Here is a 23,783-nt window from a genome sequence, read left to right as displayed (position 1 = left end):
AAAGGGCAGCGAATATGCTGCCCTTCTTGATTTTAACTCTAAGTTTTAAACTTTGAATTTTTTGATCTCACCTGATGCTAAACGCGCTGCATAAGATGCAAGCTCCTTTTTCACCAGCTTCATTAGGAAGTAGAGTGCAAAGATATTCACCACTGCCATGGCAAAGATAGCTGCATCAGAGAAATCGATGACAGGACCGAGACTTGCAGCGGCACCAATCACGATGAAGATACAGAAAATAATTTTGAACGTGAGTTCAGATTTTTTCCCTTCACCGAACAAGTATGTCCAACTTTTCAAACCATAATATGACCAAGAGATCATGGTTGAGAAAGCAAATAACACCACCGCAATCGCCAACAGATATGGGAACCATGAAATGGATGCACCAAATGCTGCCGATGTGAGCGCAACACCAGACGTGCCGCCAACAGTTTGAATGGCACTACCTGCTTCGTTTAAGATAAACTGACCCGTCTCACTATCCATCATCAATTGACCTGAAATTGTGATGACCAATGCAGTCATTGTACAAATAACAACGGTATCAATAAGCGGTTCCAACAGCGATACAAAACCTTCTGTAATTGGTTCATTAGTTTTCACCGCAGAGTGAGCAATTGCCGCAGATCCAACACCGGCTTCGTTTGAAAACGCAGCACGTTTAAAGCCCTGGATAAGCGCACCGACAAAGCCGCCAGCTACGCCAAGACCGGTAAATGCACCTTCAAAAATTTGTCCAAATGCCCAACCAATTTTGTCATAATTGGCCAACAGGATGATCAGCGCTGCACCGACATATAAGATACCCATGAATGGGACGACTTTTTCAGTCACACTGGCGATGGATTTAATACCGCCAACAATCACAGCAAAAACAACACCTGCAAATACAAGTCCTGTGATCCAGCCAGGATAATCGCCAACGATGCCACTGATTTGCGCATGTGCCTGATTGGCCTGGAACATATTACCACCGCCAAGAGCACCCAAAATACAGAATATAGCAAACATCACCGCTAAGAATTTACCACCAGGCAATCCCAGCTCTTTAAAGCCTTTTGAGATATAGTACATCGGGCCACCTGAAACGGTGCCATCTGGATATTCGTTGCGGTATTTCACACCCAATGTACATTCAGTGAATTTAGAGGCCATGCCTAATAGGCCTGCTAAGATCATCCAGAATGTGGCACCTGGTCCACCAATACCCACAGCAACGGCCACGCCTGCTATATTACCCAGACCAACGGTTCCAGATAACGCGGTTGCTAGTGCCTGAAAGTGGCTTACCTCACCGGCATCATTTGGATCAGAATAATCACCTTTTACCAGTCCAACAGCGTGTTTGAAAAAACGGAACTGCACAAAACCGAAATAGAGCGTAAAGACGGTTGCGGCAATCACAAGCCACATCACAATCCATGGAAAAGATGTGCCCGGGATGGGCGCGAATATCAGACTAACAAAAGGCCCGGTTATGGATGCAAATACCTCGTTGACTTTTTGATCAAGCGACATAGCTTCCTGCGCAACAGCAGGTGAGGCAGCCAGCAACATTGTTGTTGCCGCTGCAATTAATTCTTTTACGTTTTTCATGGTCAAATCCCCTAGTTCACCACAGTCACTGGAACAGATGCGCTCATCACAAGATTTGATGTCGAACTGCCAAAGATACGGTTAGATATGCCCCCTTCAGAGGATCGTGCGATAATGATTTGATCCGCACCCTCTTCTACAGAAATCCTATTGAGTGTTTCTGCAACATCGCCATGTTTAACGATGCCTCTGGCGCCCATTCCAGCTGCTTCCAACTGTTTGATCGCCGGCTCAACGACGCGCTCCATGGCGGTCGAAATTTCTTCCTCACGCCGTTTATGACGCGCAGCGTTTTCCTCTGCTGTTTGAAACGAAAATGGTGACCACTCAACGACGTAAGCGACCAGTATTTCGCAGCTACCGATTAGACCGGCAAGTTTTGTGGCATGCGCAAGTGCGCGTTCGCCAGAACCATGACCATCAAGGCCGACTACTAATTTTGTAGACATGCTGTGTTCCCCTTTTTGTTATCCCCATTCCCTGTTGAAATTCACCGAATTTACGAACTCGCCACGCGTGCGCGGCATCGTTTGTGCATTTAGAAAACTTCGTCTTAACTCTACAACAATTTTGAAAGTGGAATTACCCAAACAGAACAAGTAAACCTATATATCAGACCAAATTTTCGATAGAATTCGGTCATTTTATCTAAAATTGCGTAGAATATTATCTTATTGAGTTGGCGATACGACATGATCTTCCCGTCAATCGTCGTGAATATACTCGCATGTGAGCATTATATTCTGCTGCATAAGTTTCTTGACTATGCGTTTGCAGCTATCTCGCCAATTGAGTTAACACCATATTGAAACAATATGCCAATGCAATTTGATCTTGCAATTATCAATTGTCATTTCATCGCCGCAATTTTGTTGCTAATGGTCGTCCTTATCAAATCAAAAATGTTGGAGTGCGTTATAGTGCGTGGGTTCACAAAATTACTCTTGACCAGCTGCTGTTTTATAATGGCATCGCATACTTCTTTTGCGCAGAAAAAAGACCCACAGATTGTACTGATTTCCTTTGATGGCGCACATGACAACGCGCTTTGGGATAAGAGCAGGCAAATGGCCAAACGCGTGGATGCGAAATTTACCTATTTTCTATCCTGCGCATTTTTAATCACTAAAGATGACGCGCGCGGGTTTTACCGTTCTCCCAAAAATAGTTTGGGATTATCCAATGTTGGATTTGCGCAAACAAAAGCAGAGATTAATACTCGGCTTAGTCACATTTGGCAGGCACGTGCTGAGGGTCATGAAATGGGCAATCATGGCTGCGGGCATTTTGATGGTAAAGCGTGGTCAGTTGCAGAATGGAATGCTGAATTTGATCAGTTTCGCGATATCCTGAGTTCTGCATGGATGCGCAATGGTTTTGCTGACCAAGAACCCGAAGGCTGGCAAGATTTTGCGGTGAACGAGATCAAAGGCTTCCGCGCGCCATATCTATCGCATAGCAAGAACCTGTTTTCATCTCTTGAGGCGAATAATTTTACCTATGATGCAAGCACCGTGTCCAATGGGCCAGCGCAGCCAAGACTGGAAGAATTGACCAAGTTTGCTTTGCCGCTGATACCGGAAGGCCCATCGTCTCGAAAAATCATCGCGATGGATTATAATCTTTATGTGCGACATTCGAAGGCGAAAGATAATCCTGAGTTGTCGCAAGTTTTTGAAGAACGCACTTATCAGGCTTTCAAATCCGCTTTTGATAAAGAATACAATGGTACGCGCATTCCGCTGCAGATGGGATTTCATTTCGTTGAGATGAATGCGGGCGCTTATTGGCGTGCGCTGGAACGTTTTGCATTTGAAACCTGTTCAATGCCAGATGTGGATTGCATCACCTATCAAGAAGCATTAGCGCGCCTTCATCAAAAGCGCGCCAACAATAGCTAATCAATAAATATCTTTATTTATTCAGCCGGTGCAGCTGAAATATCACCTTGTGTGCTTTCATCTTGATAGATGATTTTTTCAAATGAGATCAGACGTTTATAAATCGAAATCAAATCGATAATTGTCGTCCAGACATTGGCGAAGAATTTAAAGCTCTCTTCAACACGCTCAAATGCGTTGTTAATCTGCGTGAATACGCCAAGCGTGATTGTGCCGGACACAATGGTTGGACCAAGCGCAATTAACGGAATAAAGTTTGAACCCTGCAGATATCCAAAGCGCGCAATGTTGAAATAAAGATAATGGAAATATAGGCGGAAATAGTTTTTGCGCACACCATCATATAGCTCACTCACTTTTGGAGGCTGCGCACGGTCAGCATTATCCTCACCATAAACGAGCTCTTTACGATAGGCCGCTTCAACTTTCTGATTATTAAACTCAAGACCCGGTAGCTTAATGCCGACGGCCGCAAGAATAAAAGTTCCCAAGAAAGCAGAGAAGATTGCCACAAACACCATAGAGCCATCGACCTTACCAATCAGCGGTAATTCGGTGATATTGGCAGAGAGAGTATACAGCAAAGGCAAGAAGGCGACCAACGTCATCATTGAACGCACAAATGAGACACCCAAGCCTTCAACGATACGTGCAAAGCGCATGGTATCTTCTTGAACACGCTGTGCGGCACCTTCGATGTGGCGCAGCTTCGGCCAATAATCCATGAAATAATTATTCATCGCCGTGCGCCAGCGGAAGACGTAGTGCGATACAAAGAAATCAAGCAATACAAGCGCTGTAATGTTCACTAGCAAAATCGGTGCAACTGTGATCAATTCGCCATAGAACTCATCCAAGGTTACGGAATTTTTCTCAGATAGTGCTTTTTGCAACAAATCATAAAAACCGCCATACCAATCATTGAGGAACACTGAGATCTGAACATTGTAATAGGTCACAAGCATAATGATGGTGGAGCCCAACACTGACCAACGAGACCACTTATTTTTATCCAAAAACATCCAAACAATTGCAAAACTAAAGCCGGCTACGGCCATGTAAATGTAAATAAGCAGTTTATCTGGTGTTAAAAATGGTGGACGCTCACCCTCTACAGCAACTGGGGTATATGCCGACATTGCTTCCAGCATGCCTTCATTTCCCTCAAAAACCCCAAACCAAATTCCAATAGCGATAATTGTCCAGATGAGTGCGGACCAAAAAAAGAGTTTGGGGTCAGGGAAAAACGATCTAAACAATATTCAAGCCTTTTTATTGACGGGGGTGCCAGAATTGTCACCACAGCGTGATTCATTTTGCTTTATCGTTGATTTATAAAGCCTTGCGACTGTTACAACAAGCCACAATTACGTGATTTATCCCGTATGACCATTGACGTAAAGTTGAAAGACGGAACCTTTTCTTTTACACAAAAACCTTGTAAATGCTGCATTGCAACATAATTATATATCAAAGCCTATACTGCTTAACTGAATTCAGGGGATGAGAGATGACAAAAACTGCGATTATTACCGGCTCAACAAGCGGTATCGGACTGGGCATTGCCAAGGCATTTGCAAAGGCTGACATGAACGTCGTGATCAACGGGCTTGGAAGCGCTGAAGACAATGAAGCAGTGCGGGCAGACGTTGATGCGTTAGGTAAAGGCGAAACGCTTTTTCACGGTGCAAATATGATGGAACCTGATCAGATTGAAGATCTGGTAACGTCTACCGAAGCAAAATTTGGTAGTGTTGATATTATCGTCAACAATGCGGGCATTCAGTTTGTCGAGAAAGTTGAAGATTTCCCGACGAGTAAGTGGGATGCGATTATTGCCATCAACATGTCGAGTACGTTTCATACAACACGTGCAGCTTTTGCAGGCATGAAGGAACGTGGATTTGGCCGTATCATCAATGTCGCATCCGCACATGGCTTGGTCGCCTCACCTTATAAATCTGCATATGTCACGGCCAAACATGGCGTATTAGGATTTACCAAAACGATCGCGCTTGAAGGTGCTGAATTTGGTGTTACTGCCAATTCTATTTGCCCCGGCTATGTTGAAACACCGCTTGTAACCGGCCAAATTGCTGACACTGCCAAAGCGCGCGGCATCTCTGAAGAAGAAGTGATCAGCAATGTTATTTTGAAAGCTCAACCGACAAAACAATTTGTGCAAACTGATCAAGTTGCATCTTTGGCACTGTATCTTGCCTCCGATGCCGCGGCACAAATCACCGGCGCAGCATTGCCTATTGATGGCGGTTGGACAGCGCAATAATGGCATCTGAATCTTCAGACAAACGGATTATCAATCTCGCCTTACAAGGTGGTGGTGCTCATGGTGCCTTCACTTGGGGTGTTTTGGATCGTTTGCTTGAAGATGGCAGAATTGAACTTGAAGGTCTATCAGGCACAAGTGCAGGTGCGGTGAATTCAGCACTCCTCGCATATGGATTACAAACTGGCGGCATTGATGGTGCACGAGAAAAGCTGGAAGAATTTTGGCGCGCTTCAAGCCAAGCGGGTGCGGTTTTCTCACCCGTGCGATCAACACCATTTGATGCGATGTTTGGCGCAGCATTTGGTGGCATTGGTCCGATGGTTTCTGCCACTTACAACGCTTTTGACACCCTCACCCGTACTGTATCGCCATACGAGTTCAATCCTTTTGACATCAATCCGCTGCGCGATATTTTAGAAAAATGCATAGATTTTGAAAAACTCGCTCACTGCAATGATGTGAAACTTTTCATCAACGCTACCAATGTGAAAACTGGCAAAGCTCGAATTTTTGAAACCAAAGAGATTACGCTCGATGTCATCATGGCATCAGCTTGTTTGCCTTATCTTTACAAAGCCGTTGAGATTGAAGGTGAACATTATTGGGATGGCGGATTTATCGGAAATCCGGCTGTCTTCCCATTCTTTTATAAATGCGACAGCCAAGATGTGATGATCGTGCATATCAATCCCATGCTACGGGACAATGTGCCAAAAACCGCGCCTGAAATTATGAACCGGATTAATGAGATCTCGTTTAACAGCTCGCTCATTGCTGAGTTACGCGCGATTAAATTTGCCAGTAAGCTTGTGCAGGAAAATTGGCTGAAGGACGAATATCACAATAAAATCCGGGATGTTTTCGTCCATTCCATTCGATCAGATGAAGCATTGCAGGATTTAAGCGTTGCATCAAAATTTGATGTCAGTTGGTCATTCTTGACCGATCTGCGCGATCGCGGGCGTAAAGTTGCAGGTGAATGGATTGACCAAAACTTTGACAAAGTGGGTAAATCTTCAACGGTAAATCTGGATGAAGAGTTCTTAAACATCTCTAATATTTCAGAATAATATGATTTTAATTCATATTTTTCAGATACTTAGCTCCCAACATCTTGATTGTTAAGAAACTGTTAACTATATCTGCTACATACTCAAAGCATAGGTTTTATATACCTATGCAGGGCTGCGCGAGCACGGATGTACTGCCGCGCGGCTAATTTTTTCAAGATAAATTGTCTTGTTTTTCTGCTCGTCTTGCCTTGGCAAGATGGGCGGCAATCTTGAAACTGTCTGGCACGACGGTTTTCAAATCTCCAAGAATATGTTCAATCGTGACATCGGCCATTTTATGCGCCACACCAAAGGTTATTTTAAACCCGCTTGTTGAAACAATAACGTTCTGATGATCTGGCATGACATCTATCAACGGATCACGACCAGCAGCACGCGGACGAAGCCCAGCCCATTTTTCAATAACCGGTGCATCTTTGATGAGCGGACACAATGCTCTTGCGCGCATAATCGCATCGTCAATTTTATTATCTGTTGCAAACGGATCTGAATATTCCAATTCGCTTGTACTGCCCACGGCGACTTTGCCGTTCCCGTGAGAAATAACATAGATCCCATTATCGAAAACAATCGGCCAATTTGGATTAATATCCGCCGATAGCATTGCCGCCTGCCCTTTAATTGGCTTACCCAAAGCAAGCGTTGGCACTTCCAATTCTGGCGCCACAAAATCAAAAGTTTCGACACCTGCAGATAAGACTATGTGTGAAAAAGCTAACGTCTCGTTATTTGATAAAACTGCTTGGCCTTTATCAGCATCAAAATCCTTTAACGCAATTCCTTCAATTAATGTGATGCGATCATCCTTTAAAATTGCTGCTTTTAATGCGCTTAGCAATCCACGAGGATTTATACGGGCGGACAGTGTATCATAGACAAGTCCACAACTGGCTTTGCTGGCAATCGGCCAGTTATTTTCAAATGGATTATCGATAATCTTCCATTGATATCTGCCATGCCAAAATTCATCGACATTTGCACCATGTCCCTGCATTTGGCCGCGCTTAGTGTCATTCATAATTGGGGCTAGCCTGCCACATCGATTGTATCCGCAATCGATATCGGTCTCGCTTTCAAGCCGTGCGATCTCTTTAGGTAGGTCTTCAAGCGCTTCAAACTGGAACTGTTTTTTGCCATCCCAACGTTCAGGCATATGCGGCATAAGCGCACCAAGTAATCCGCCACTTGCACCGAATCCGAGTTTTTGCGCATCTATTAAAAGGGTCTTCAAACCTGCTTTGCCCGCTTTATACGCCGTCCAAGCGCCAATCACACCAGCGCCGACAACGAGCACGTCATATGCATCATTGTTCGTTCGTGGCAATTGACTGTTTGCGAAAGCTGGATTATCGGCTGATGCCATGAATAAAAACCCTGAAGTAAAAAACGATATCGATCTGTCATCCAATACACTTGAATGGCGTGAAGGTGATATGCCCTATTCAACTGGGTTTGGCGACTATTATTATTCAAAATCCGATGGTCGATTGGAATGTGACCACGTGTTTATCAATGGCAATGATTTAAAAACCAGGTTTAAAAATGCGCAAGACTTTACAATTGCCGAGCTAGGTTTTGGCACAGGATTAAATTTCTTGGAAACACTTCGTCAGTTCGAGCATTATGCAACTAGCGATGCAAAGCTTAGTTTTCATAGTTTTGAAATCAACCCACTGGACAAGAACAGCATTAAAAAAGCGCTTGCTCCTTGGCCGGAAATCGAAAACGAGCTTGTACGACTACTCTCCGTTTGGCCCAATAGTTTTGCATGCAAAAACTCTTTGACGATAAAGGAAAATGTATCGCTTCATTTGCATATCGGTGATGTGAATGAAACGCTACCGCAGCAAAATTTCTTCGCTGATGCTTGGTATCTGGATGGATTTGCGCCAGCTCGGAATGAAAGCATGTGGTCGCTAGAACTCATGCACGAGATTGTCAAACACACACAAGATCAGGGTACATTTTCGAGCTACACAGCAGCTGGATGGGTGCGCCGAAACTTAATGGAAGCAGGGTTTGAAGTGCGCAAAACAAACGGTTATGCAGGAAAACGCGATATGATTTGCGGATATAAGAAACCTATAGAGGTAACTTAGGAGGTGCCTTGAGATTTAGAGCGCGTACTTAGTTTATGATAACCCGGCAGCATGGATTTTACCTTTGAAATCATCACATCAGGGCTTACAGGTTTGGAAATATAATCATCCATGCCCGCAGCAATGCAGTCTTCTTTATCACCACGCAAAGCATGAGCTGTAATCGCGCAGATTGGCGTTCGATAATCATCTGATTTTTCCAATCGGCGAATTTCACGTGTTGCCTCATGGCCATTCATGATCGGCATTGAAACATCCATCAATACGACAGCTGGTTTAAACTCTTTCCATAATTGGACTGCTTCCTGGCCATTATTTGCGATTTTGAATTCAACGCCTAGATCCAGCAAGATTTGTTTAAAGACAATCTGATTTACTTCATTGTCTTCAGCGATAAGGACATCGATTTTAAAATCATCAGCAGAGGAATTGTCACGCTTGGATACATGCTCAAGCATGTCAGGTGACATCTTCAAAAGTTTGAGAACTTCATCCTCTAGTTTCGACGGCGCGCAAGGTTTTAACAACTTGGCAGAAATATCCTTCGCATATGGTGAGATTTCCGAGCGGATAAAACGGTTTGGACCAATAGCTAGGATTGGTAATTCCTCAACTGAGGATACATTGCGAATAACTCTAATAAGAGATTCCAACTCACGCGTTGATCGGTCCTGATCGACAACTACCAACTCAACTGGCGAACTCATTTTCCGAGTGGTTTCAATGACTTTTTCAGCTTCAACGAAAGAAGATGTAGCGCAGGCATCCATGCCCCAACTGCAGAGTTGCTCGAGGTAAAGGTCTTGATCAAGCGTTGATCCGCCGACAACCAGAACACGTTTACGTTTTTTCTCGATCGGTATTTTAGACAAGGACGTATTTACTCAAATTTCTGCATAAATTCAGCGACTTATATAGTGCTGAAGATGGGGGAAATGTGTAAAAAGAAGATTAATTTTCAAACCAAATATAACCAGCACGTCTTGATATTAGAAAAATATATAAGATACGAGATATTATCTGAAAGTATTTTTCACTATGGTGCTTTTACTAGGTTTTATTACCAAAATAGCCTTTTTTGACCATTTTTGATCAAAATCGGCAATATTCCCCATAAAAGGGGAATATTTATTGTGTTGAAAAATGCAGGTTTTTCTAGGAATAACTTACGATTTCAAAATCGATATTGTCCTCATCATGAAAATAAAAACGGCGCCCTGGTTCATAATCGCCGTGGCTATGAGGCTCATAGCCCATTGTCATGACACGCTGTTCAATCTTTTCAATGTCATCAACCACAATACCCACATGATTGAGCCCGCCTAAAACCTGATATGTATTTCCGTTTGGCTTGACCTCACCCGGTTTCTTATAAATTGCTAGATAGCTCTCATCGCCGCCAACATGATAGGTCTCGCCCCCATCTATGGCTTCACCATTCCATCTAATTTTCCAGCCAAATAGCTCGCATAATCGATTGGCGGTCGCCTCCGGATTGCTCACTGTTACGTTTATATGTTCTAAAAATGCTTGGGTCATAACTAGTCCTTTATCATTTGCTTGCTTGTAAATCTTACGAATTTCTGCAAACCTAATTGCTCAAGTTAACTTGAGGTCAAGAACTTTTTTCAAGGGAATTTAATGGCTAGAATTGAAACGACATTATCCATTGGCGAAGTTGCGAAACGCACTGGGTCTGCTGTATCGGCTATTCGGTATTATGAAGATGAAGGGCTTATTCAAGCGGAGCGCAACAATGCTGGTCAGCGTAGATTTCTGCGTTCCGAAATACGTAGGATCTCATTCATCCTAATCGCACAGGAATTGGGTTTCAGTTTAAACGAAATCAGAACCCAGCTCGAACAACTGCCAGACAAACGCGCGCCGACCAAACGTGACTGGGGTAAAATGAGCAAACATTTTCGTAAGGAATTGAACCATCGTATCGAGCGTTTAGAAGACCTGCGCGACAAACTCGACGGCTGTATTGGTTGCGGTTGTCTCTCACTAGATGCATGCCGGCTATATAACAAAGAAGATAGGGCCGCACGCAAGGGCGACGGCCCGAGATATTTGCTCGGTGATGTGGCAGACGTAGACTAAGTCTTTAAACCGTTAAGTGTGCGCGCACTTCTGATTGATCTAAGCTATCTGCCGGGCCTTCATGCACCACCGCACCGCGGTCCATGATATAAACCTTACTCGCAACTTGGCGGCAGAATTGCAAATATTGCTCGACCAGAACAATCGCAAGACCTTGCTCATCACGTAAGAACTCGATCGCACGACCAATGTCTTTGATGACTGATGGCTGAATGCCTTCAGTTGGTTCGTCTAATACCAAGACTTTTGGTTTAGTAACCAGCGCGCGACCAATCGCCAATTGCTGTTGTTGACCACCTGAAAGATCTCCCCCCGCCGTGATAACATCTGCTTTAAAACGGGGAATAATTCGAAAATGTAATCCGGAACATGGCGCTCGCCTTTTGGCAGAAGTGAAAACCCTGTTTCCAAATTTTCCTGCACCGTGAGCATTGGGAAAACATCCCGACCTTGCGGCACATAAGCAATACCTTTGGAGGCGCGCATATGTGGTGCTGCTTTTCCAAATTTATTACCATTTAACGTGATATCTCCATTGGAGATTGGGTGATGGCCAGTGATTGCTTTTAACAATGATGTTTTGCCGACGCCATTGCGACCCATAATGCAGGTGATTGATGCCTCATCTGCGCTGACCGATACCTGGTGCAAAATTTGCGCCGCGCCATAATGGAGGTCGATTTTATCAATTTCTAGAACAGCCATAAGTGATATTTACCTTCCAAGATAGACATCAATGACGTCTTGATTTTCGATAACCTGTTCAAGGCTTCCTTCCGCAAGGACTGAGCCTTCATGCAGAACAGTCACTTTACAATCGAGGTCACGGATAAATTCCATGTCATGCTCAACCACGACAACAGCGTGGTTTTGCGCCATTTTCTTGAGCAGATCGACCGTTTTGTTGCGCTCTTGCTTGGTCATCCCAGCAGCGGGTTCATCCACCAGCAAAAGCCGAGGCTCTTGGGCAAGTAACATACCGATTTCAAGCCATTGTTTTTGCCCGTGTGAAAGCTCACCCGCAATGCGGTTGATTTCTTCACTTAGACCAATGCTGTCAGCAAGTTCGACGACTTTTTGTTTGTCGTCGTTAGAGAATTTATAAAACAACACAGAAAAAGGTGCGCGATCATTGCGCAGTGCCATCATTAGATTGTCTTCAACTGTTTGATCTTCAAACACGGTTGGCCGCTGGAACTTACGGCCAATGCCAAGTCGCGCGATATCGGATTCACTTTTCTTGATCAGCGAGACGTTCTTTTCACCCCAAACAACATCACCCATGTCTGGGCGTGTTTTACCGGTGACGATATCCATAAAGGTCGACTTCCCTGCACCATTTGGACCGATAATGGCGCGAAGTTCGTTCTCACCAATTTCAAAGCTTAGATCATTAATAGCCTTAAATCCGTCAAATGAGACCGAGATACCATTTACATTTAATAGACTACTCATCATCACACCCTCTTAAACTTATCGACAAGACCACCTAGGCCTTTAGGTGCATATAGTGTTGCCAAAACGAAGCTCAGACCTAGCAATACAAGCCACCAATCTACCCATTGGATCGTGTAAAACCCGAGCGGTATATTCGGGATTTGCCCACCGGTGAAAAATGATGATAAGAGCGATACGAAGATCGCGCCAATCACAGCACCATACAGACGCCCCCGCCCACCGATAGCGACCCAAACCGCTAAATAGATAGACGCAATTGGTGCAAGTTCAGCTGGGTTAATAATACCAGCCTGCGGATAGTATATCGCACCCGCAATGGCTGCCATGATTGCTGTGATCACAAAGACGAACAGCTTATAGCCTTCAACGTTGTAACCTAAAAAACGAACACGACTTTCATCATCACGAATTGCTCGGATAACATTGCCTAGTTTAGATTCAACGATCAGTTTAGCAATGATATAGCAAACCCCTAATGCAAAGGCTGAACCCCAGAAGAACCAGAGCGATACATCTGCTTGCGGAGTGGCTTCAAGCCCGGGCAGATTTTGCAATCCAGAAAGGCCGTTGTTACCCCGCAATCCACTATCATTTTGGAATAGATATAGCGCCAAAGCGAGTGTCATGGCTTGCGTTAAAATAGACAGATAAACACCGGTCACACGCGAACGAAATGCTAGCCAGCCGAATACGAGTGCTAATATTCCCGGGACCAAAACCACCAACAATAATTGCAGGATAAAGCTATCAGAAAACGCCCAAATGGCAGGAAATTCTGAACCACCTACCACACCAAAAATCTGGACGCCAATCGCATCAGATAGTTCTTGCGGGGTGAGCGGAAGGGCCGCTGCTGCATTTGCCTTTAGCACAATCAGTTCAGTTCTGGCATACATCAGCCACATGCCGATCATATATCCACCCAGTCCGAAAAAGGCAAAATGACCCAAGGACAAAATTCCACAATAACCCCAGACCAGATCCATCGCGATGGCTGCAAGCGCCAAACACAATGTTTTACCAAGCGTTTTCACCAAGCTGGTTGAAACTAAGCCAATGCCAAAGCCTTCACTTAAGACAGTCACACCGATCGTAAAGATCGCCAACATGCCCAGAAAAACTAAAACTGATGGATGGCGGAGCAAAAATTTAGTCAATACTGCGTCTTGCATATTTTTGCTCCCTTACGCTTCGGCCGCTCGACCTTTGAGCGCTATAAGCCCTCGAGGTCTGAACTGAATGAAAATAATAATAAAGATGATCATATAAGTCTGTGCGGCCAACGTGTTGGATGGATTGAAATATTCGATAATTTTCTGAAGGAAACCAATCATGGTCGCGCCCGCAAGTGTTCCCCAAATATTACCTACACCACCCACAACAACTGTCATGAAGCTTTGCACAATATAATCATTGCCAAGCTCGGATGTTACTTTCGCAAAGAGGCCGATAGCAACGCCAGCAATACCCGCAATCCCACAGCCCAAACCGAAGGTCAGCATGTTGATCTTATCAGGATCAATACCCATGGAAGCGGCCATACGCGGATTTTGCGTTACAGCACGTGTTTCCAAACCAAGGCGAGTTTTGTTCAAAACAAACAAGATCATGCAGAAGAACAAGATGCCCAGCACAAAGATTGCAATTCTAATCCAACTAATGCTCACAACATCATTGATCACCCAAGCACCATCCAACCAGCCGGGTGCAGTGAGAGGACGCGCTTGCGTGCCGAAAATGTTTTTCGCCAATTGTTGAAGGGCGATAGAAATCCCAAATGTCGCCAGCAGTGTCTCAAGTGGGCGGTTGTATAAATGGCGAATGACCAATCGCTCCATGAGAACCCCAGCTGCAAATGTCACCATAAACGCAACAGGAATAGCGATAATGATTGAGATCGTATAATTCGGCACGATCTGCTGGACTACATAGCCAGAATACGCACCCATCATAATAAACTCACCATGAGCCATATTGATCACACGCATCACACCAAAGGTAATGGCAAGACCAATCGCTGCAAGGAAATAAATTGAGGCAAGGCTAATCCCGTCGAGCGCCAAATCAAAGAACTGATTAAGCGTCACAGATGCGTTGATATCGTTTAATACTTCACGTGCAGCATCCGTTACCTCTTTATTGGTCTCAACATAGCTTGCATAAAACACATGTTCGTTGATCAGTTGGCCCTGTTCGTCTTCTGTTAAAAACGCGTCAGCTTTACCAAGTAACACGAGGTCTGAATAAGCATTGTCACGTGCTTCATCGCTATTGAGTTCCGATACATCAAGCTTGCCAACTTTTCCGTCGATAATATTAGCAATCAATATCTCTTTGCGTGCCGCACGATCAATTGTGGCAGGGGCGAGATTTGCTTGTACCAACATATCATAAGCTGCATTATGGGTCAGCTCTGTTTGATCCCCACCCATATCGAGCAATCCATGTAGGCGGAATGCTGAGCCATCTGGATTGATCCCAGTTTTGTCGGGCACAATAACCCGAGCAATATTCAAATCTTCTGGTAATGTTTTTGCAACTGACACTCTTGAAGTGAGCAATTGATTTAAGCTCGCGCGCACATCAATTGACAAAGATCCTGAAAACGAATTCAAAGCGTCAATGCGAGCCTTTGGATCCTCATCAAACTTAATCGTAAGTAGACGCTCTATGCGGGAAAACTCAGCCAATAATTCAGTGTCGTTTTCTTTTTCAATCGCAATGCGCAATGCATCAAGATGCTCAGCTTTTGGATCCCGATTGATACTCTCTAAGCTTTTCCGACGCACATCCACGTTTGGATCTGTAAGTTGAAATTGAACCAGACGTGCTGCGAGTAGGCCGCGCACACCGCTATTGGGTTTAATCTGCTTGATCTCTTTTTTATCGACTTCACCTAAAATCTGCGCATCAACAACATCAGTTAGGCGGTATAGTTTTTTATCTTCTGTCTCAACATAGACAAAAACATTGTCTGATTTGCGGAACCAAAGTTCCTTGTTTTGCCACTTGGCGAGGAACTCAGCGGCCCCTTCAAAATTGCTATTCTGGATGGCTTCCAAAACTGGTGAAACGGTTTTGGTCGAACTTCTTTGAATGAGCTTGTAATTATCAGCCAGTACCTGGCGAAACACATCTGCTTCTTGTGCTGATGAGGGTGCTAAGCTCAAGACAGCAAGCATCATGCTCATAAATATTGTGAGTAAAAATCGCAACGAATGATCCTCTGACAAAAAAGGCTTCCCAAGTCCTTTTTTAAAAAAATGTTGGGGCGAGCCTAAACCCACCCCAACTCGTATTCAACTAACTCTTAGTAGTTAGATTTGATCTGAACACATGTGTTTGTAGATGTGTTGAACATACCACATTCTAGATCTTTCCAGTCTGACTTTAGAACAGCTGATTCTGGAAGGAAGTCAGTCCAAGCATCGCCAGGAACTTCTGAAGTTTGTGAGATGATGTCAAACTGACCATCTTCTTGGATTTCGCCAATAAGAACTGGCTTAGACAAGTGGTGGTTTGGCAACATAACTGCTGTACCGCCAGTTAGGTTCGGGAACTCTTGGCCGTACATTGCTGTACGAACTGCATCAACGTCTGTTGTGCCAGCAGCTTCAACAGCGTTAACCCACATGTTGAAACCGATATAGTGAGCTTCCATTGGATCGTTCGTTACACGCTCTTCACCCATTTTAGCTTTCCAAGCTTCAATGAATGATGCGTTTGCATCAGATTCTGCAGACTGGAAGTAGTTCCATGCAGCCAAGTGACCAACAAGGTTTGCTGTGTCTAGGCCAGATAGTTCTTCTTCACCCACAGAGAATGCAACAACTGGGATATCGTCAGCAGAAACGCCAGCAGCTGCTAGCTCTTTGTAGAAGCCGATGTTTGCGTCACCGTTAATTGTTGAGATCACGCCAACTTTTTTACCATCAGCACCAAGTGCAACAACGTCAGCTACGATTTTTGACCAGTCAGAGTGACCAAATGGTGTGTAGTTTACGAAGATATCGCTTTCTGCAATGCCTTTGTCTTTTAGATACTGCTCAAGAATTTTGTTTGTTGTACGTGGGTAAACATAGTCAGTACCCAATAGCGCAAACTTCTCAACGCCTAGCTCTTCAAGATAATAGTCTGTTGCTGGGATTGCTTGCTGGTTAGGTGCAGCACCTGTGTAGAAAACGTTCTTTGAAGATTCTTCACCTTCGTACTGAACTGGGTAGAACAGTAGACCGTTTAGCTCTTCAATCACTGGAAGAACTGATTTACGTGATACAGATGTCCAGTTACCAAAGATAACATCTGTTTCGTGAACTGTTAGAAGCTCACGTGCTTTTTCAGCAAATAGTGGCCAGTCAGAAGCAGGGTCAACAACGACAGCTTCAAGCTGCTTGCCCAAAACGCCGCCTTTTTTGTTTTGCTCATCAATCAAAAGCAACATTGTATCTTTCAATGTTGTTTCTGAAATAGCCATAGTTCCAGATAGTGAATGAAGAATACCAACTTTGATGGTCTCATCATCTGCGGATGCGCTGATTGTCAAAGCGCCCGTCGCAATCAAAGATGCCATAGCTGTTGTTAGTAGTTTTTTTGAAATTCCGTTCATGATGTCTCCTAAGGAATTGATATTGCGCTATCCACTACGCAAACACCGTGCCAACTTTTGGAGATCTTAAGGAATCCTTAATTTACAGGGTTTCTACTGTTTAAAAAAAGGCAGAACGGAAATCACTTTCACATTCTGCCTAAATTTTAACACTTAAAATATAAATGGCTATTTTTTAATCATTTAGAAACTCAGGGAAATATCGCGATGACCCGACTGACATGAAGCCACAAACAATGCTTGCTCTTCAGTTAGTTTCGCTTGTCCGCGGATACCGATATTTCCTTTGATCGCATCATGGTATGTCACCAGGCCAGGAAGCACCGATGCCGTTGCTTTTTCGCGCCATTCCACTTGCGCTTCATATTCTTCAATAGACTTTGCCAGCTCTTTTAAAGCTTTTTCTTTGTCAGGATTTTTGTTGCGTAGAGCACGACGTGCTTTGGAAACACCTGACTTTACATCACTTGCGCCTGCAATCGCATCAAATTTCTTAGCAAAATCGGACAACGGGTCCACCATGTCGGCTGGCTCATTTGCCTCAATTTGTGCTGCCAATCCATAAAGCTCATCCTTAACCTCATTAAAGGCATCAGTTGATTGAAGGATCGACATTGTTTCTACGATTGGATCATATGCCGCTTGGCTTGCCTGATAGAACTTACGACGCTCAGCGGTTTCAGCTTTATTCAACGCATTGTAAGCTTCATAAGTTGCCTCCCAGCTATTTGGAATCTCAGATTGAAGTTCGAGCACTTCAGCATTGATCTCATCAATCTCAGCACGAATTTGCGCTGCCTGACGCTCTTCACCATCCGGTAGACGGCTTAAGGTCGTTTCAATTTCAGCCTTGTGAGCCTCTAATTTTCGAATATCGCGTTCAATCATGCGGACTTCGTCATGAACAGGTCTATATGCAGGTGATGCATTAACCACTTCATCATGTGCAGTTTCTGCACTATCCAACAATTCAAATGTTGATTGGGCACTATCGAAGCTTTTTGTCAGATTGCTTTGCATCTTTTTCGGCAACATAGAAATATCAATCTCTTTTGCATTACCAATTTGCGCCAACAACGCCTGTTTATTGCTACCCAATTCTTCAATCAAATACTGATCAACACAATAGGATAATTTTGGGTTGCGAGGTGGTGGGGAATTTTCCGACAATAGCGATACGCGATTTGGCAGATAGTTCACCAATTGCGGAGCAAAGCCGACAATTGCCAATGCAGACAATTGCAGTGCGATGAACGGAATAACACCTTTATACATATTGATGGTTTTCACCACCGCCGGTGCCACCCCCTTAGATAGAAGAGTGCGAAACCAAATGGCGGGGTCAAGAAGGATGTTTGAATATTCAAACCGATCATCACGCCAAGCCACACAGCTGTTACGTTTGCTTGCGGGTCAGCTAGAAGAATTGGTGCAACAATTGGAACCACCACAACGGCAATTTCAATGAAGTCTAGGAAGAAGCCCAGAACAAATATCACCAACATCACAATTAGGAACTTGGTCCAGAAACCACCTGGAAGCCCCTCGAGGAATTCCTTCACCAAATGCTCACCGCCAAATGCGCGGAATGCAGCTGTCAAAATCGCAGCACCTAAGAGGATGATGAACACCAGCGAAGTTGTCTTTGCTGTTTCAATCATCACGCCATGAAGCGTCTCATCGATTTTAATTGCACGCCATCCACTCCAGCAAAGGGCCACGATTAACCCGCCTGCACCGATAGCGCCAAGAGTAATACCGATGACGTCGTCCGTTGACTGAATAGACTTCACATTGGTGTTAAACATCGACAAAGTGAATGCGATCACACCCAAAGATAGGATTGCGAGAATAGCGGGGTAATACGTATCGCGCGCATTTTCCTTCAAGCGGTAACCCGCCATGATCAAGGCCCCACCAGCACCGATCGCACCTGCCTGGTTCACAGTGGCAACACCACCGATGATCGAACCTAAAACAAGAAAAATCAAAAGAAGTGGCGGAACCAAAGTGATAATCACTTTTACGATGAACTTACGATCAATCGCATCATCAGATTTCACCGGAGGTGCAGCCTTTGGATTGATAAAGGCATAGACCAAAATATAGACCATGTAGAGGCCAACCAATACGAGCCCCGGAACAAACGCACCTAAGAACATCTCACCGGCACTTGTTGAACCGACGTCAAAGATGGACGGCATGGAAAGTTCACCAGTTGCATCTTTATAAAGCGCTTTACGTGCAGATCCCGCTTGATCGGCAGCGCTTGATAATTGGTCAGCAAGAATAATGAGAACAATTGATGGCGGAATAATCTGACCCAAGGTACCTGACGCTGAGATCGTACCGGTTGCTAAACTCTGCGAATAATTATTACGCAACATCGCTGGCAGCGAAATGAGACCCATGGCAACCACGGTCGCGCCCACAATACCTGTTGTTGCGGCAAGCAACGCACCTACAAAGACAACTGAGATACCTAAACCACCTGGCACCGGACCGAACAAACGCGCCATTGTGATCAACAGATCTTCAGCAATCTTAGAACGCTGAAGCATGATGCCCATGAAAATAAACAGCGGAATAGCGATTAGTGTATCTCGTTCGGGTTCCCAATAGACCCCGCGCAAGTTGGTTACACCAGCACTTAACCACTGGCTTGGCCCTCCTTGTGCAAAGAAGATATCCGTATCGCCGAACATTAAATATCCAGCACCAGCTGCTAATAAAATTGTAATGATCGATGAACCTGGCAATGCGAATGCAACCGGATAACCGGACCCAAGCGCAAATGCCATCAAAACAACGAGTAGAAGAAGAAAAAACAGTTCCATTTTCGTGAGCCTTTATCGATCAGCTTTTAGAAATTTTGATTTCGCATGCACTTTAATGCGCGCCTGCGGCTTGGGGTTGGTGTTTGCCAGGTTCACCGCGAATATCGGCAACCGCGCCAAATAAATATGAGACAAACTGGATCATCATTGATATGGCAAACACACCCAAAAAGGCCGCCATGAGATATTTCACGTAAAGACCAAAGCCTGATTGCGAAACTTCAAAGTTAAAGAGCGGTGAATTGATGATGGACGCTTTGTTACCCATCCCCATAATTAAAATCACCCAACACAGTGCCATGCCCATAAGCACGGTCCCAATTGCATTCACATAGCCTTTGGTCTTTGGTTTAAAACCTGCATAGAACACATCAACGCGAACATGCCCTTCTTCTAGCAGTGTATAAGCACTGGCAAACAAGAAGAGTGCGCCATACCAGAAGCGAACCAAATCAGACATAAATGCTTGTTCATAGGAAAAGATGAAGCGTGAGAACACGATCAGTAACTCGGCGACAACAATTAGCAATGCAAGCCAATGAAAACCCAGTGTCCTAGTGACCATGGCTAAAATGATGCCCGCTAAAACCAGCGGCATATGTACATAAGGTCCACGAAATTGCGCACGACCTAAATCCTTTGCAGTTTGTTCGCTGACAAACACTTCCAAAAAGCCTTCAATACGCATGAAAGAAATCGCAGCATCTGCAAGACCGATCAAAAGCACAGCCCAAAAAGCTGCGCGAATGAAAAATGTATTCATTGATGACACGGTATAGCTATCTTTGCGCAGTGAAGTTTGCGAACATGCTGCAACATAAGCAACTGCAATACCGATTAAAAATGGATAAAGTAATGATTGAACAGCGGCTGCACTGATCATCCCATGATCGGTTGCGAAATTAAAACTCGCGCCCGGCAACCCCATTCCATTTGAAAGAAAATTATTGATAAGAAATGCGACCATTATGGCAAGCATCGACCAACCAAACATGCGGATTAAAATGGAATTTCGCGTTGAAAGATCTGTGTTTGCTATTTCTGACATAGTCTGATCCCTAGAGGCTTACTTGTAAGTACATCGCTCATAAAGTGAAGGGGCAAGAAATGCCCCTTCACATGATTTAAAATTTAATTGAAAACCTATTGGTTTAGAACAGCGTTACGCTTTTGCACGTAAGCCATGTCGGACAATGATGTCCAAGCGCCAAGCTCATCACGTTTTGCAATAAACTGGTCGTAGATTTTCGCTGAAAGCGGTGAGTGATCACGAGCTTCTTCGATAACTTCTGCAGCAGCTTCACCGAATGCTTCGTAAACGTCATCGTTGAACTCACGCAACTGAACGCCGTGATCATTGATCAAACGGTTGAGGTATTCACCGTTGTTCGCGTTTGTTTCAGCCATTGTGCGTGCATTTTCTTCATTACATGCAGCCTGGATGATTGCCTGATCGTTTGCTGACAATGAGCTCCAGAATGATGCGTTCATACCAAGTGCGAGCTGTGAACCTGGCTCGTGCATACCAGGCCAGTAGTAGTATTTAGCTGCTTCGTAGAACTTCATGAAGTAATCGTTGTATGGACCAACCCACTCAGTCGCGTCGATTGCGCCTGATACAAGGTTCTCATAGATCTGACCACCAGGAACAGAAACAGGAGAAGCACCTAGTTTTGACATAACGTCGCCACCGAGACCCGGGATACGCATTTTCAGACCTTTAAGGTCGTCAGCTGAGTTGATTTCTTTGTTGAACCAACCGCCCATTTGAACGCCTGTGTTACCCATGGCAAAGTTTTTAAGACCAAACTCACCAGCAAGCTCATCCCAAAGCTCTTGACCGCCACCATATTTAATCCAAGCGTCCATTTCAGTATATGTCATACCAAATGGTACTGCAGTAAACGGTGCCCAACCTGGGTGCTTACCTTTCCAGTAGTAGTCAGCAGCGATGTATGCTTGTGCGTTGCCTGAAGCAACTTCATCGAAGGAGTCAAACGCGCCAACGCGTTCACCAGCTGCGAAATACTGCACATCGATGCGGCCGTCTGTTAGTTCAGTGATACGAGCAGCCAAACGCTGCGCTGGTAGTCCCAAACCTGGGAAATCTCGTGGCCAAGTGGAAACGATAACCATTTCCGTTTTGCCTTGTGCTACAGCAGGTGCTGCAAGAGTAGTAGCGGCGCCAGCGAGTGCTGCGCCCTTCAAAAATTTACGTCGTTCCATTAGGTCCTCCCAAGAACAAAAAATCAGCACACTCTATGTGTGCCTTAAACATCACTTACCGAAGTAAGAAACTAACAACAACACGTGTTACTACCGTTTAGCATCGGTATTACTACTGATTTTTTGAAGTTTTGGTACGGATATGCAAGTGTGCTGGGTAAAAGTGACAAACGAATGATACGAACATGAATTTCAAAACTAAGCTTCTGATAATCACGTTGCTGCCGACGATATTGATCGCCATAACATCGACGATCATTATTGATCTTCAGGCAAAACGACTCATCGATTCGCAAGCGAAAGCCATCGAGGATCTATATCTTGCGCAAAAAGAGCGTGAATTGCTCAATTACGTCGCGATTGCTCAAAACGCTCTTGAACCATCTTACAAATCGTATCTTAAAACGACCCGTAAAGCGCAGCGAGAAGCACGCGAAATTGTGCGCAAGATGAGTTTTGGTGAAGATAATTATTTTTACATTTATGATGGCGCTGGGACGAATATAGTCAATCCGCGCCACACACATTTCATCGGCAGCAATTGGATTGGTATCCGCGATGAAAATGGTCGCACCGTCGTTAAAGACCTTATTGAACATGCTAAAATGGATGATGGTTTTTACTCATATAAGTGGAAAAAGCCCTCGAGCGGTGCTTATGTCGATAAACTCGGTTATTCCGTTTATCTGCCCAAATGGGATTGGGTTTTGGGAACTGGGATTTATCTTGATGATGTTTCAGACCAAATTCAAACAGTGCAAAGCCAAACTGAAATCCGTATTGGTGAAACACGATTGGTCATTTTGCTCTTAGCACTTGGTTCTCTTCTGCTCACAGCCGCTATTTTAACATTTGCCCGGATTAGTGAACAAAGATTTGCAGACGAGAAACTTAAAAAACTGACGGCGCGCATTGTTGATGTGCAGGAAGAAGAACGCAAACGCGTTGCTCATGAATTACACGACGGGATCAGCCAGTTACTTGTTTCGGCAAGGTACGGTTTAGAGGCTGCAATGTCTGCAGCAAAAGGCAAAGATGTCCAGCAACCCATTGAGAAATCCATCAGTACTATTGATAACACCATCAATGAAGTGCGCCGGATTTCGATGGCTTTGCGTCCATCGGTTCTAGATGACATGGGACTGGTCTCGGCAGTAAAGAGTTTGAGTTCAGAATTTTCAAACCAAACCGGCATCGAAGTCATCGTCAATGCTAATCAACCCAAAAAACAAATCACTGACGAAGCACGCATTGCCGCCTATCGCGTTATTCAGGAAGCGCTCACCAATATTTCGCGTCATGCCGGTGCTGATAAAGTCACCATTTCGCTCAAACGCGAGAAATCAAGGTTTGTACTCAAGCTGGAAGACAATGGCGTCGGGATTTATAATCATGCCCAATGGCCGCCTAAACATGCGGGCCTGGGTATTCGAAATATGCAGGAGCGCATTGATGCGATTGGTGGGACAATAAAGTTTGAAAACGCACGCCCAACCGGGCTAATTATCAAGATCGGTATTCCAATTGACAAAAAATTGGCCAATATTGATGAACAAGAATAAACATGCGCTATAACAGTTGTTTAATGGCT

The 23,783-nt window shown here is 44.5% G+C and carries 20 protein-coding genes and 1 pseudogene; 6 read left to right on the top strand and 15 right to left on the bottom strand.

The genetic code is table 11. The features are described 5' to 3' along the window. Positions 1-45: 45 nt before the first annotated feature. A complete protein-coding gene (locus tag ACZ1GZ_RS06890; RefSeq protein ID WP_472667731.1) occupies positions 46-1,599 on the bottom strand; it encodes an alanine/glycine:cation symporter family protein in 1,554 nt (517 codons plus the stop codon). A gap of 11 nt (positions 1,600-1,610) precedes the next feature. After that, on the bottom strand, positions 1,611-2,048 hold the full coding sequence (locus tag ACZ1GZ_RS06885; protein WP_472667730.1) for a universal stress protein: 438 nt from the start codon (positions 2,046-2,048) through the stop codon (positions 1,611-1,613). A 516-nt stretch (positions 2,049-2,564) separates the two neighbouring features. On the opposite strand from ACZ1GZ_RS06885, the gene ACZ1GZ_RS06880 reads away from it, so the two are divergent. Next, positions 2,565-3,500 carry a polysaccharide deacetylase family protein gene (locus ACZ1GZ_RS06880; RefSeq protein ID WP_472667729.1) on the top strand — a complete coding sequence of 312 codons (936 nt, stop codon included), beginning with the start codon at positions 2,565-2,567 and terminating at the stop codon, positions 3,498-3,500. 17 nt (positions 3,501-3,517) lie between these two features. Here the strand turns inward: ACZ1GZ_RS06880 and sbmA are convergent, their stop codons facing one another. After that, on the bottom strand, positions 3,518-4,759 hold the full coding sequence (sbmA, locus tag ACZ1GZ_RS06875) for a peptide antibiotic transporter SbmA (RefSeq protein ID WP_472667728.1): 1,242 nt from the start codon (positions 4,757-4,759) through the stop codon (positions 3,518-3,520). Positions 4,760-5,010: 251 nt separating this feature from the next. Between sbmA and ACZ1GZ_RS06870 the strand changes: the two genes are divergently transcribed. Continuing rightward, entirely contained in the window at positions 5,011-5,787 is a 777-nt protein-coding gene (locus tag ACZ1GZ_RS06870; protein ID WP_472667727.1) for a 3-hydroxybutyrate dehydrogenase, read from the top strand. Next, a complete protein-coding gene (locus tag ACZ1GZ_RS06865) occupies positions 5,787-6,860 on the top strand; it encodes a patatin-like phospholipase family protein (protein ID WP_472667726.1) in 1,074 nt (357 codons plus the stop codon). Before ACZ1GZ_RS06870 ends, ACZ1GZ_RS06865 begins: the two co-directional genes overlap by 1 nt. Positions 6,861-7,014: 154 nt before the next feature. Here the strand turns inward: ACZ1GZ_RS06865 and ACZ1GZ_RS06860 are convergent, their stop codons facing one another. Next, positions 7,015-8,226, bottom strand: coding sequence for an NAD(P)/FAD-dependent oxidoreductase (locus ACZ1GZ_RS06860; RefSeq protein WP_472667725.1), 1,212 nt, complete (start codon positions 8,224-8,226; stop codon positions 7,015-7,017). On the opposite strand from ACZ1GZ_RS06860, the gene mnmC2 reads away from it, so the two are divergent. Further along, positions 8,225-8,962: a tRNA (5-methylaminomethyl-2-thiouridine)(34)-methyltransferase MnmC2 gene (mnmC2, locus tag ACZ1GZ_RS06855; RefSeq protein ID WP_472667724.1), complete on the top strand. Its 738-nt coding sequence runs from the start codon at positions 8,225-8,227 to the stop codon at positions 8,960-8,962. The genes ACZ1GZ_RS06860 and mnmC2 overlap by 2 nt on opposite strands. Here mnmC2 and ACZ1GZ_RS06850 read toward each other — a convergent pair. Further along, positions 8,959-9,834: a response regulator gene (locus tag ACZ1GZ_RS06850; protein WP_472667723.1), complete on the bottom strand. Its 876-nt coding sequence runs from the start codon at positions 9,832-9,834 to the stop codon at positions 8,959-8,961. The two genes, mnmC2 and ACZ1GZ_RS06850, sit on opposite strands and share 4 nt — an antisense overlap. A gap of 283 nt (positions 9,835-10,117) precedes the next feature. Continuing rightward, complete coding sequence (locus tag ACZ1GZ_RS06845; protein ID WP_472667722.1) at positions 10,118-10,501, bottom strand: VOC family protein; 384 nt, start codon at positions 10,499-10,501, stop codon at positions 10,118-10,120. Between the two features lie 102 nt (positions 10,502-10,603). Between ACZ1GZ_RS06845 and soxR the strand changes: the two genes are divergently transcribed. After that, positions 10,604-11,065 (top strand): redox-sensitive transcriptional activator SoxR, encoded by a 462-nt coding sequence (gene soxR, locus ACZ1GZ_RS06840; RefSeq protein WP_472667721.1) that lies wholly within the window; start codon positions 10,604-10,606, stop codon positions 11,063-11,065. A gap of 4 nt (positions 11,066-11,069) precedes the next feature. Here the strand turns inward: soxR and urtE are convergent. From urtE to ACZ1GZ_RS06795, 9 genes and pseudogenes are all read right to left on the bottom strand, one after another. Further along, a pseudogene (gene urtE, locus ACZ1GZ_RS06835) lies at positions 11,070-11,770 on the bottom strand (urea ABC transporter ATP-binding subunit UrtE). Positions 11,771-11,779: 9 nt separating this feature from the next. Then, positions 11,780-12,520 (bottom strand): urea ABC transporter ATP-binding protein UrtD, encoded by a 741-nt coding sequence (gene urtD / locus ACZ1GZ_RS06830; RefSeq protein WP_472667720.1) that lies wholly within the window; start codon positions 12,518-12,520, stop codon positions 11,780-11,782. 2 nt (positions 12,521-12,522) lie between these two features. Then, the gene (gene urtC, locus ACZ1GZ_RS06825) at positions 12,523-13,695 is read right to left on the bottom strand and encodes an urea ABC transporter permease subunit UrtC (RefSeq protein WP_472667719.1); all 1,173 of its coding nucleotides are present in this window, start codon (positions 13,693-13,695) and stop codon (positions 12,523-12,525) included. A 12-nt stretch (positions 13,696-13,707) separates the two neighbouring features. Further along, positions 13,708-15,738, bottom strand: a complete 2,031-nt coding sequence (gene urtB, locus ACZ1GZ_RS06820) for an urea ABC transporter permease subunit UrtB (RefSeq protein WP_472667718.1) — start codon at positions 15,736-15,738, stop codon at positions 13,708-13,710. 95 nt (positions 15,739-15,833) lie between these two features. After that, positions 15,834-17,129, bottom strand: a complete 1,296-nt coding sequence (urtA, locus tag ACZ1GZ_RS06815; protein ID WP_472667717.1) for an urea ABC transporter substrate-binding protein — start codon at positions 17,127-17,129, stop codon at positions 15,834-15,836. Between the two features lie 183 nt (positions 17,130-17,312). After that, complete coding sequence (locus ACZ1GZ_RS06810) at positions 17,313-18,422, bottom strand: hypothetical protein (protein WP_472667716.1); 1,110 nt, start codon at positions 18,420-18,422, stop codon at positions 17,313-17,315. Then, positions 18,416-19,966, bottom strand: coding sequence for a TRAP transporter large permease (locus ACZ1GZ_RS06805; RefSeq protein WP_472667715.1), 1,551 nt, complete (start codon positions 19,964-19,966; stop codon positions 18,416-18,418). Before ACZ1GZ_RS06805 ends, ACZ1GZ_RS06810 begins: the two co-directional genes overlap by 7 nt. 52 nt (positions 19,967-20,018) lie before the next feature. Next, the gene (locus ACZ1GZ_RS06800) at positions 20,019-21,014 is read right to left on the bottom strand and encodes a TRAP transporter small permease subunit (RefSeq protein WP_472667714.1); all 996 of its coding nucleotides are present in this window, start codon (positions 21,012-21,014) and stop codon (positions 20,019-20,021) included. Between the two features lie 95 nt (positions 21,015-21,109). After that, a complete protein-coding gene (locus ACZ1GZ_RS06795) occupies positions 21,110-22,192 on the bottom strand; it encodes a TRAP transporter substrate-binding protein (RefSeq protein ID WP_472667713.1) in 1,083 nt (360 codons plus the stop codon). Positions 22,193-22,377: 185 nt separating this feature from the next. On the opposite strand from ACZ1GZ_RS06795, the gene ACZ1GZ_RS06790 reads away from it, so the two are divergent. After that, the gene (locus tag ACZ1GZ_RS06790; RefSeq protein ID WP_472667712.1) at positions 22,378-23,754 is read left to right on the top strand and encodes a cache domain-containing protein; all 1,377 of its coding nucleotides are present in this window, start codon (positions 22,378-22,380) and stop codon (positions 23,752-23,754) included. Positions 23,755-23,783 lie beyond the last annotated feature (29 nt).

It is taken from the genome of Lentilitoribacter sp. JB5-8, assembly GCF_055693385.1.
Note: the sequence above shows the minus strand (reverse complement) of the source record. Positions and strands in the feature narration are given on the sequence as shown.

Excerpts from the sequence above, each read along its gene's own strand:
- ACZ1GZ_RS06870 (WP_472667727.1), top strand. The coding sequence starts at position 5,011 with ATGACAAAAACTGCGATTATTACCGGCTCAACAAGCGGTATCGGACTG.
- ACZ1GZ_RS06865 (WP_472667726.1), top strand. The coding sequence starts at position 5,787 with ATGGCATCTGAATCTTCAGACAAACGGATTATCAATCTCGCCTTACAA.
- ACZ1GZ_RS06790 (WP_472667712.1), top strand. The coding sequence starts at position 22,378 with ATGAATTTCAAAACTAAGCTTCTGATAATCACGTTGCTGCCGACGATA.
- ACZ1GZ_RS06800 (WP_472667714.1), bottom strand. The coding sequence starts at position 21,014 with ATGTCAGAAATAGCAAACACAGATCTTTCAACGCGAAATTCCATTTTA.
- urtA (WP_472667717.1), bottom strand. The coding sequence starts at position 17,129 with ATGAACGGAATTTCAAAAAAACTACTAACAACAGCTATGGCATCTTTG.
- ACZ1GZ_RS06880 (WP_472667729.1), top strand. The coding sequence starts at position 2,565 with ATGGCATCGCATACTTCTTTTGCGCAGAAAAAAGACCCACAGATTGTA.
- ACZ1GZ_RS06890 (WP_472667731.1), bottom strand. The coding sequence starts at position 1,599 with ATGAAAAACGTAAAAGAATTAATTGCAGCGGCAACAACAATGTTGCTG.
- ACZ1GZ_RS06845 (WP_472667722.1), bottom strand. The coding sequence starts at position 10,501 with ATGACCCAAGCATTTTTAGAACATATAAACGTAACAGTGAGCAATCCG.
- urtC (WP_472667719.1), bottom strand. The coding sequence starts at position 13,695 with ATGCAAGACGCAGTATTGACTAAATTTTTGCTCCGCCATCCATCAGTT.
- ACZ1GZ_RS06795 (WP_472667713.1), bottom strand. The coding sequence starts at position 22,192 with ATGGAACGACGTAAATTTTTGAAGGGCGCAGCACTCGCTGGCGCCGCT.
- ACZ1GZ_RS06885 (WP_472667730.1), bottom strand. The coding sequence starts at position 2,048 with ATGTCTACAAAATTAGTAGTCGGCCTTGATGGTCATGGTTCTGGCGAA.
- mnmC2 (WP_472667724.1), top strand. The coding sequence starts at position 8,225 with ATGAATAAAAACCCTGAAGTAAAAAACGATATCGATCTGTCATCCAAT.
- urtD (WP_472667720.1), bottom strand. The coding sequence starts at position 12,520 with ATGAGTAGTCTATTAAATGTAAATGGTATCTCGGTCTCATTTGACGGA.
- ACZ1GZ_RS06860 (WP_472667725.1), bottom strand. The coding sequence starts at position 8,226 with ATGGCATCAGCCGATAATCCAGCTTTCGCAAACAGTCAATTGCCACGA.
- ACZ1GZ_RS06805 (WP_472667715.1), bottom strand. The coding sequence starts at position 19,966 with ATGGAACTGTTTTTTCTTCTTCTACTCGTTGTTTTGATGGCATTTGCG.
- soxR (WP_472667721.1), top strand. The coding sequence starts at position 10,604 with ATGGCTAGAATTGAAACGACATTATCCATTGGCGAAGTTGCGAAACGC.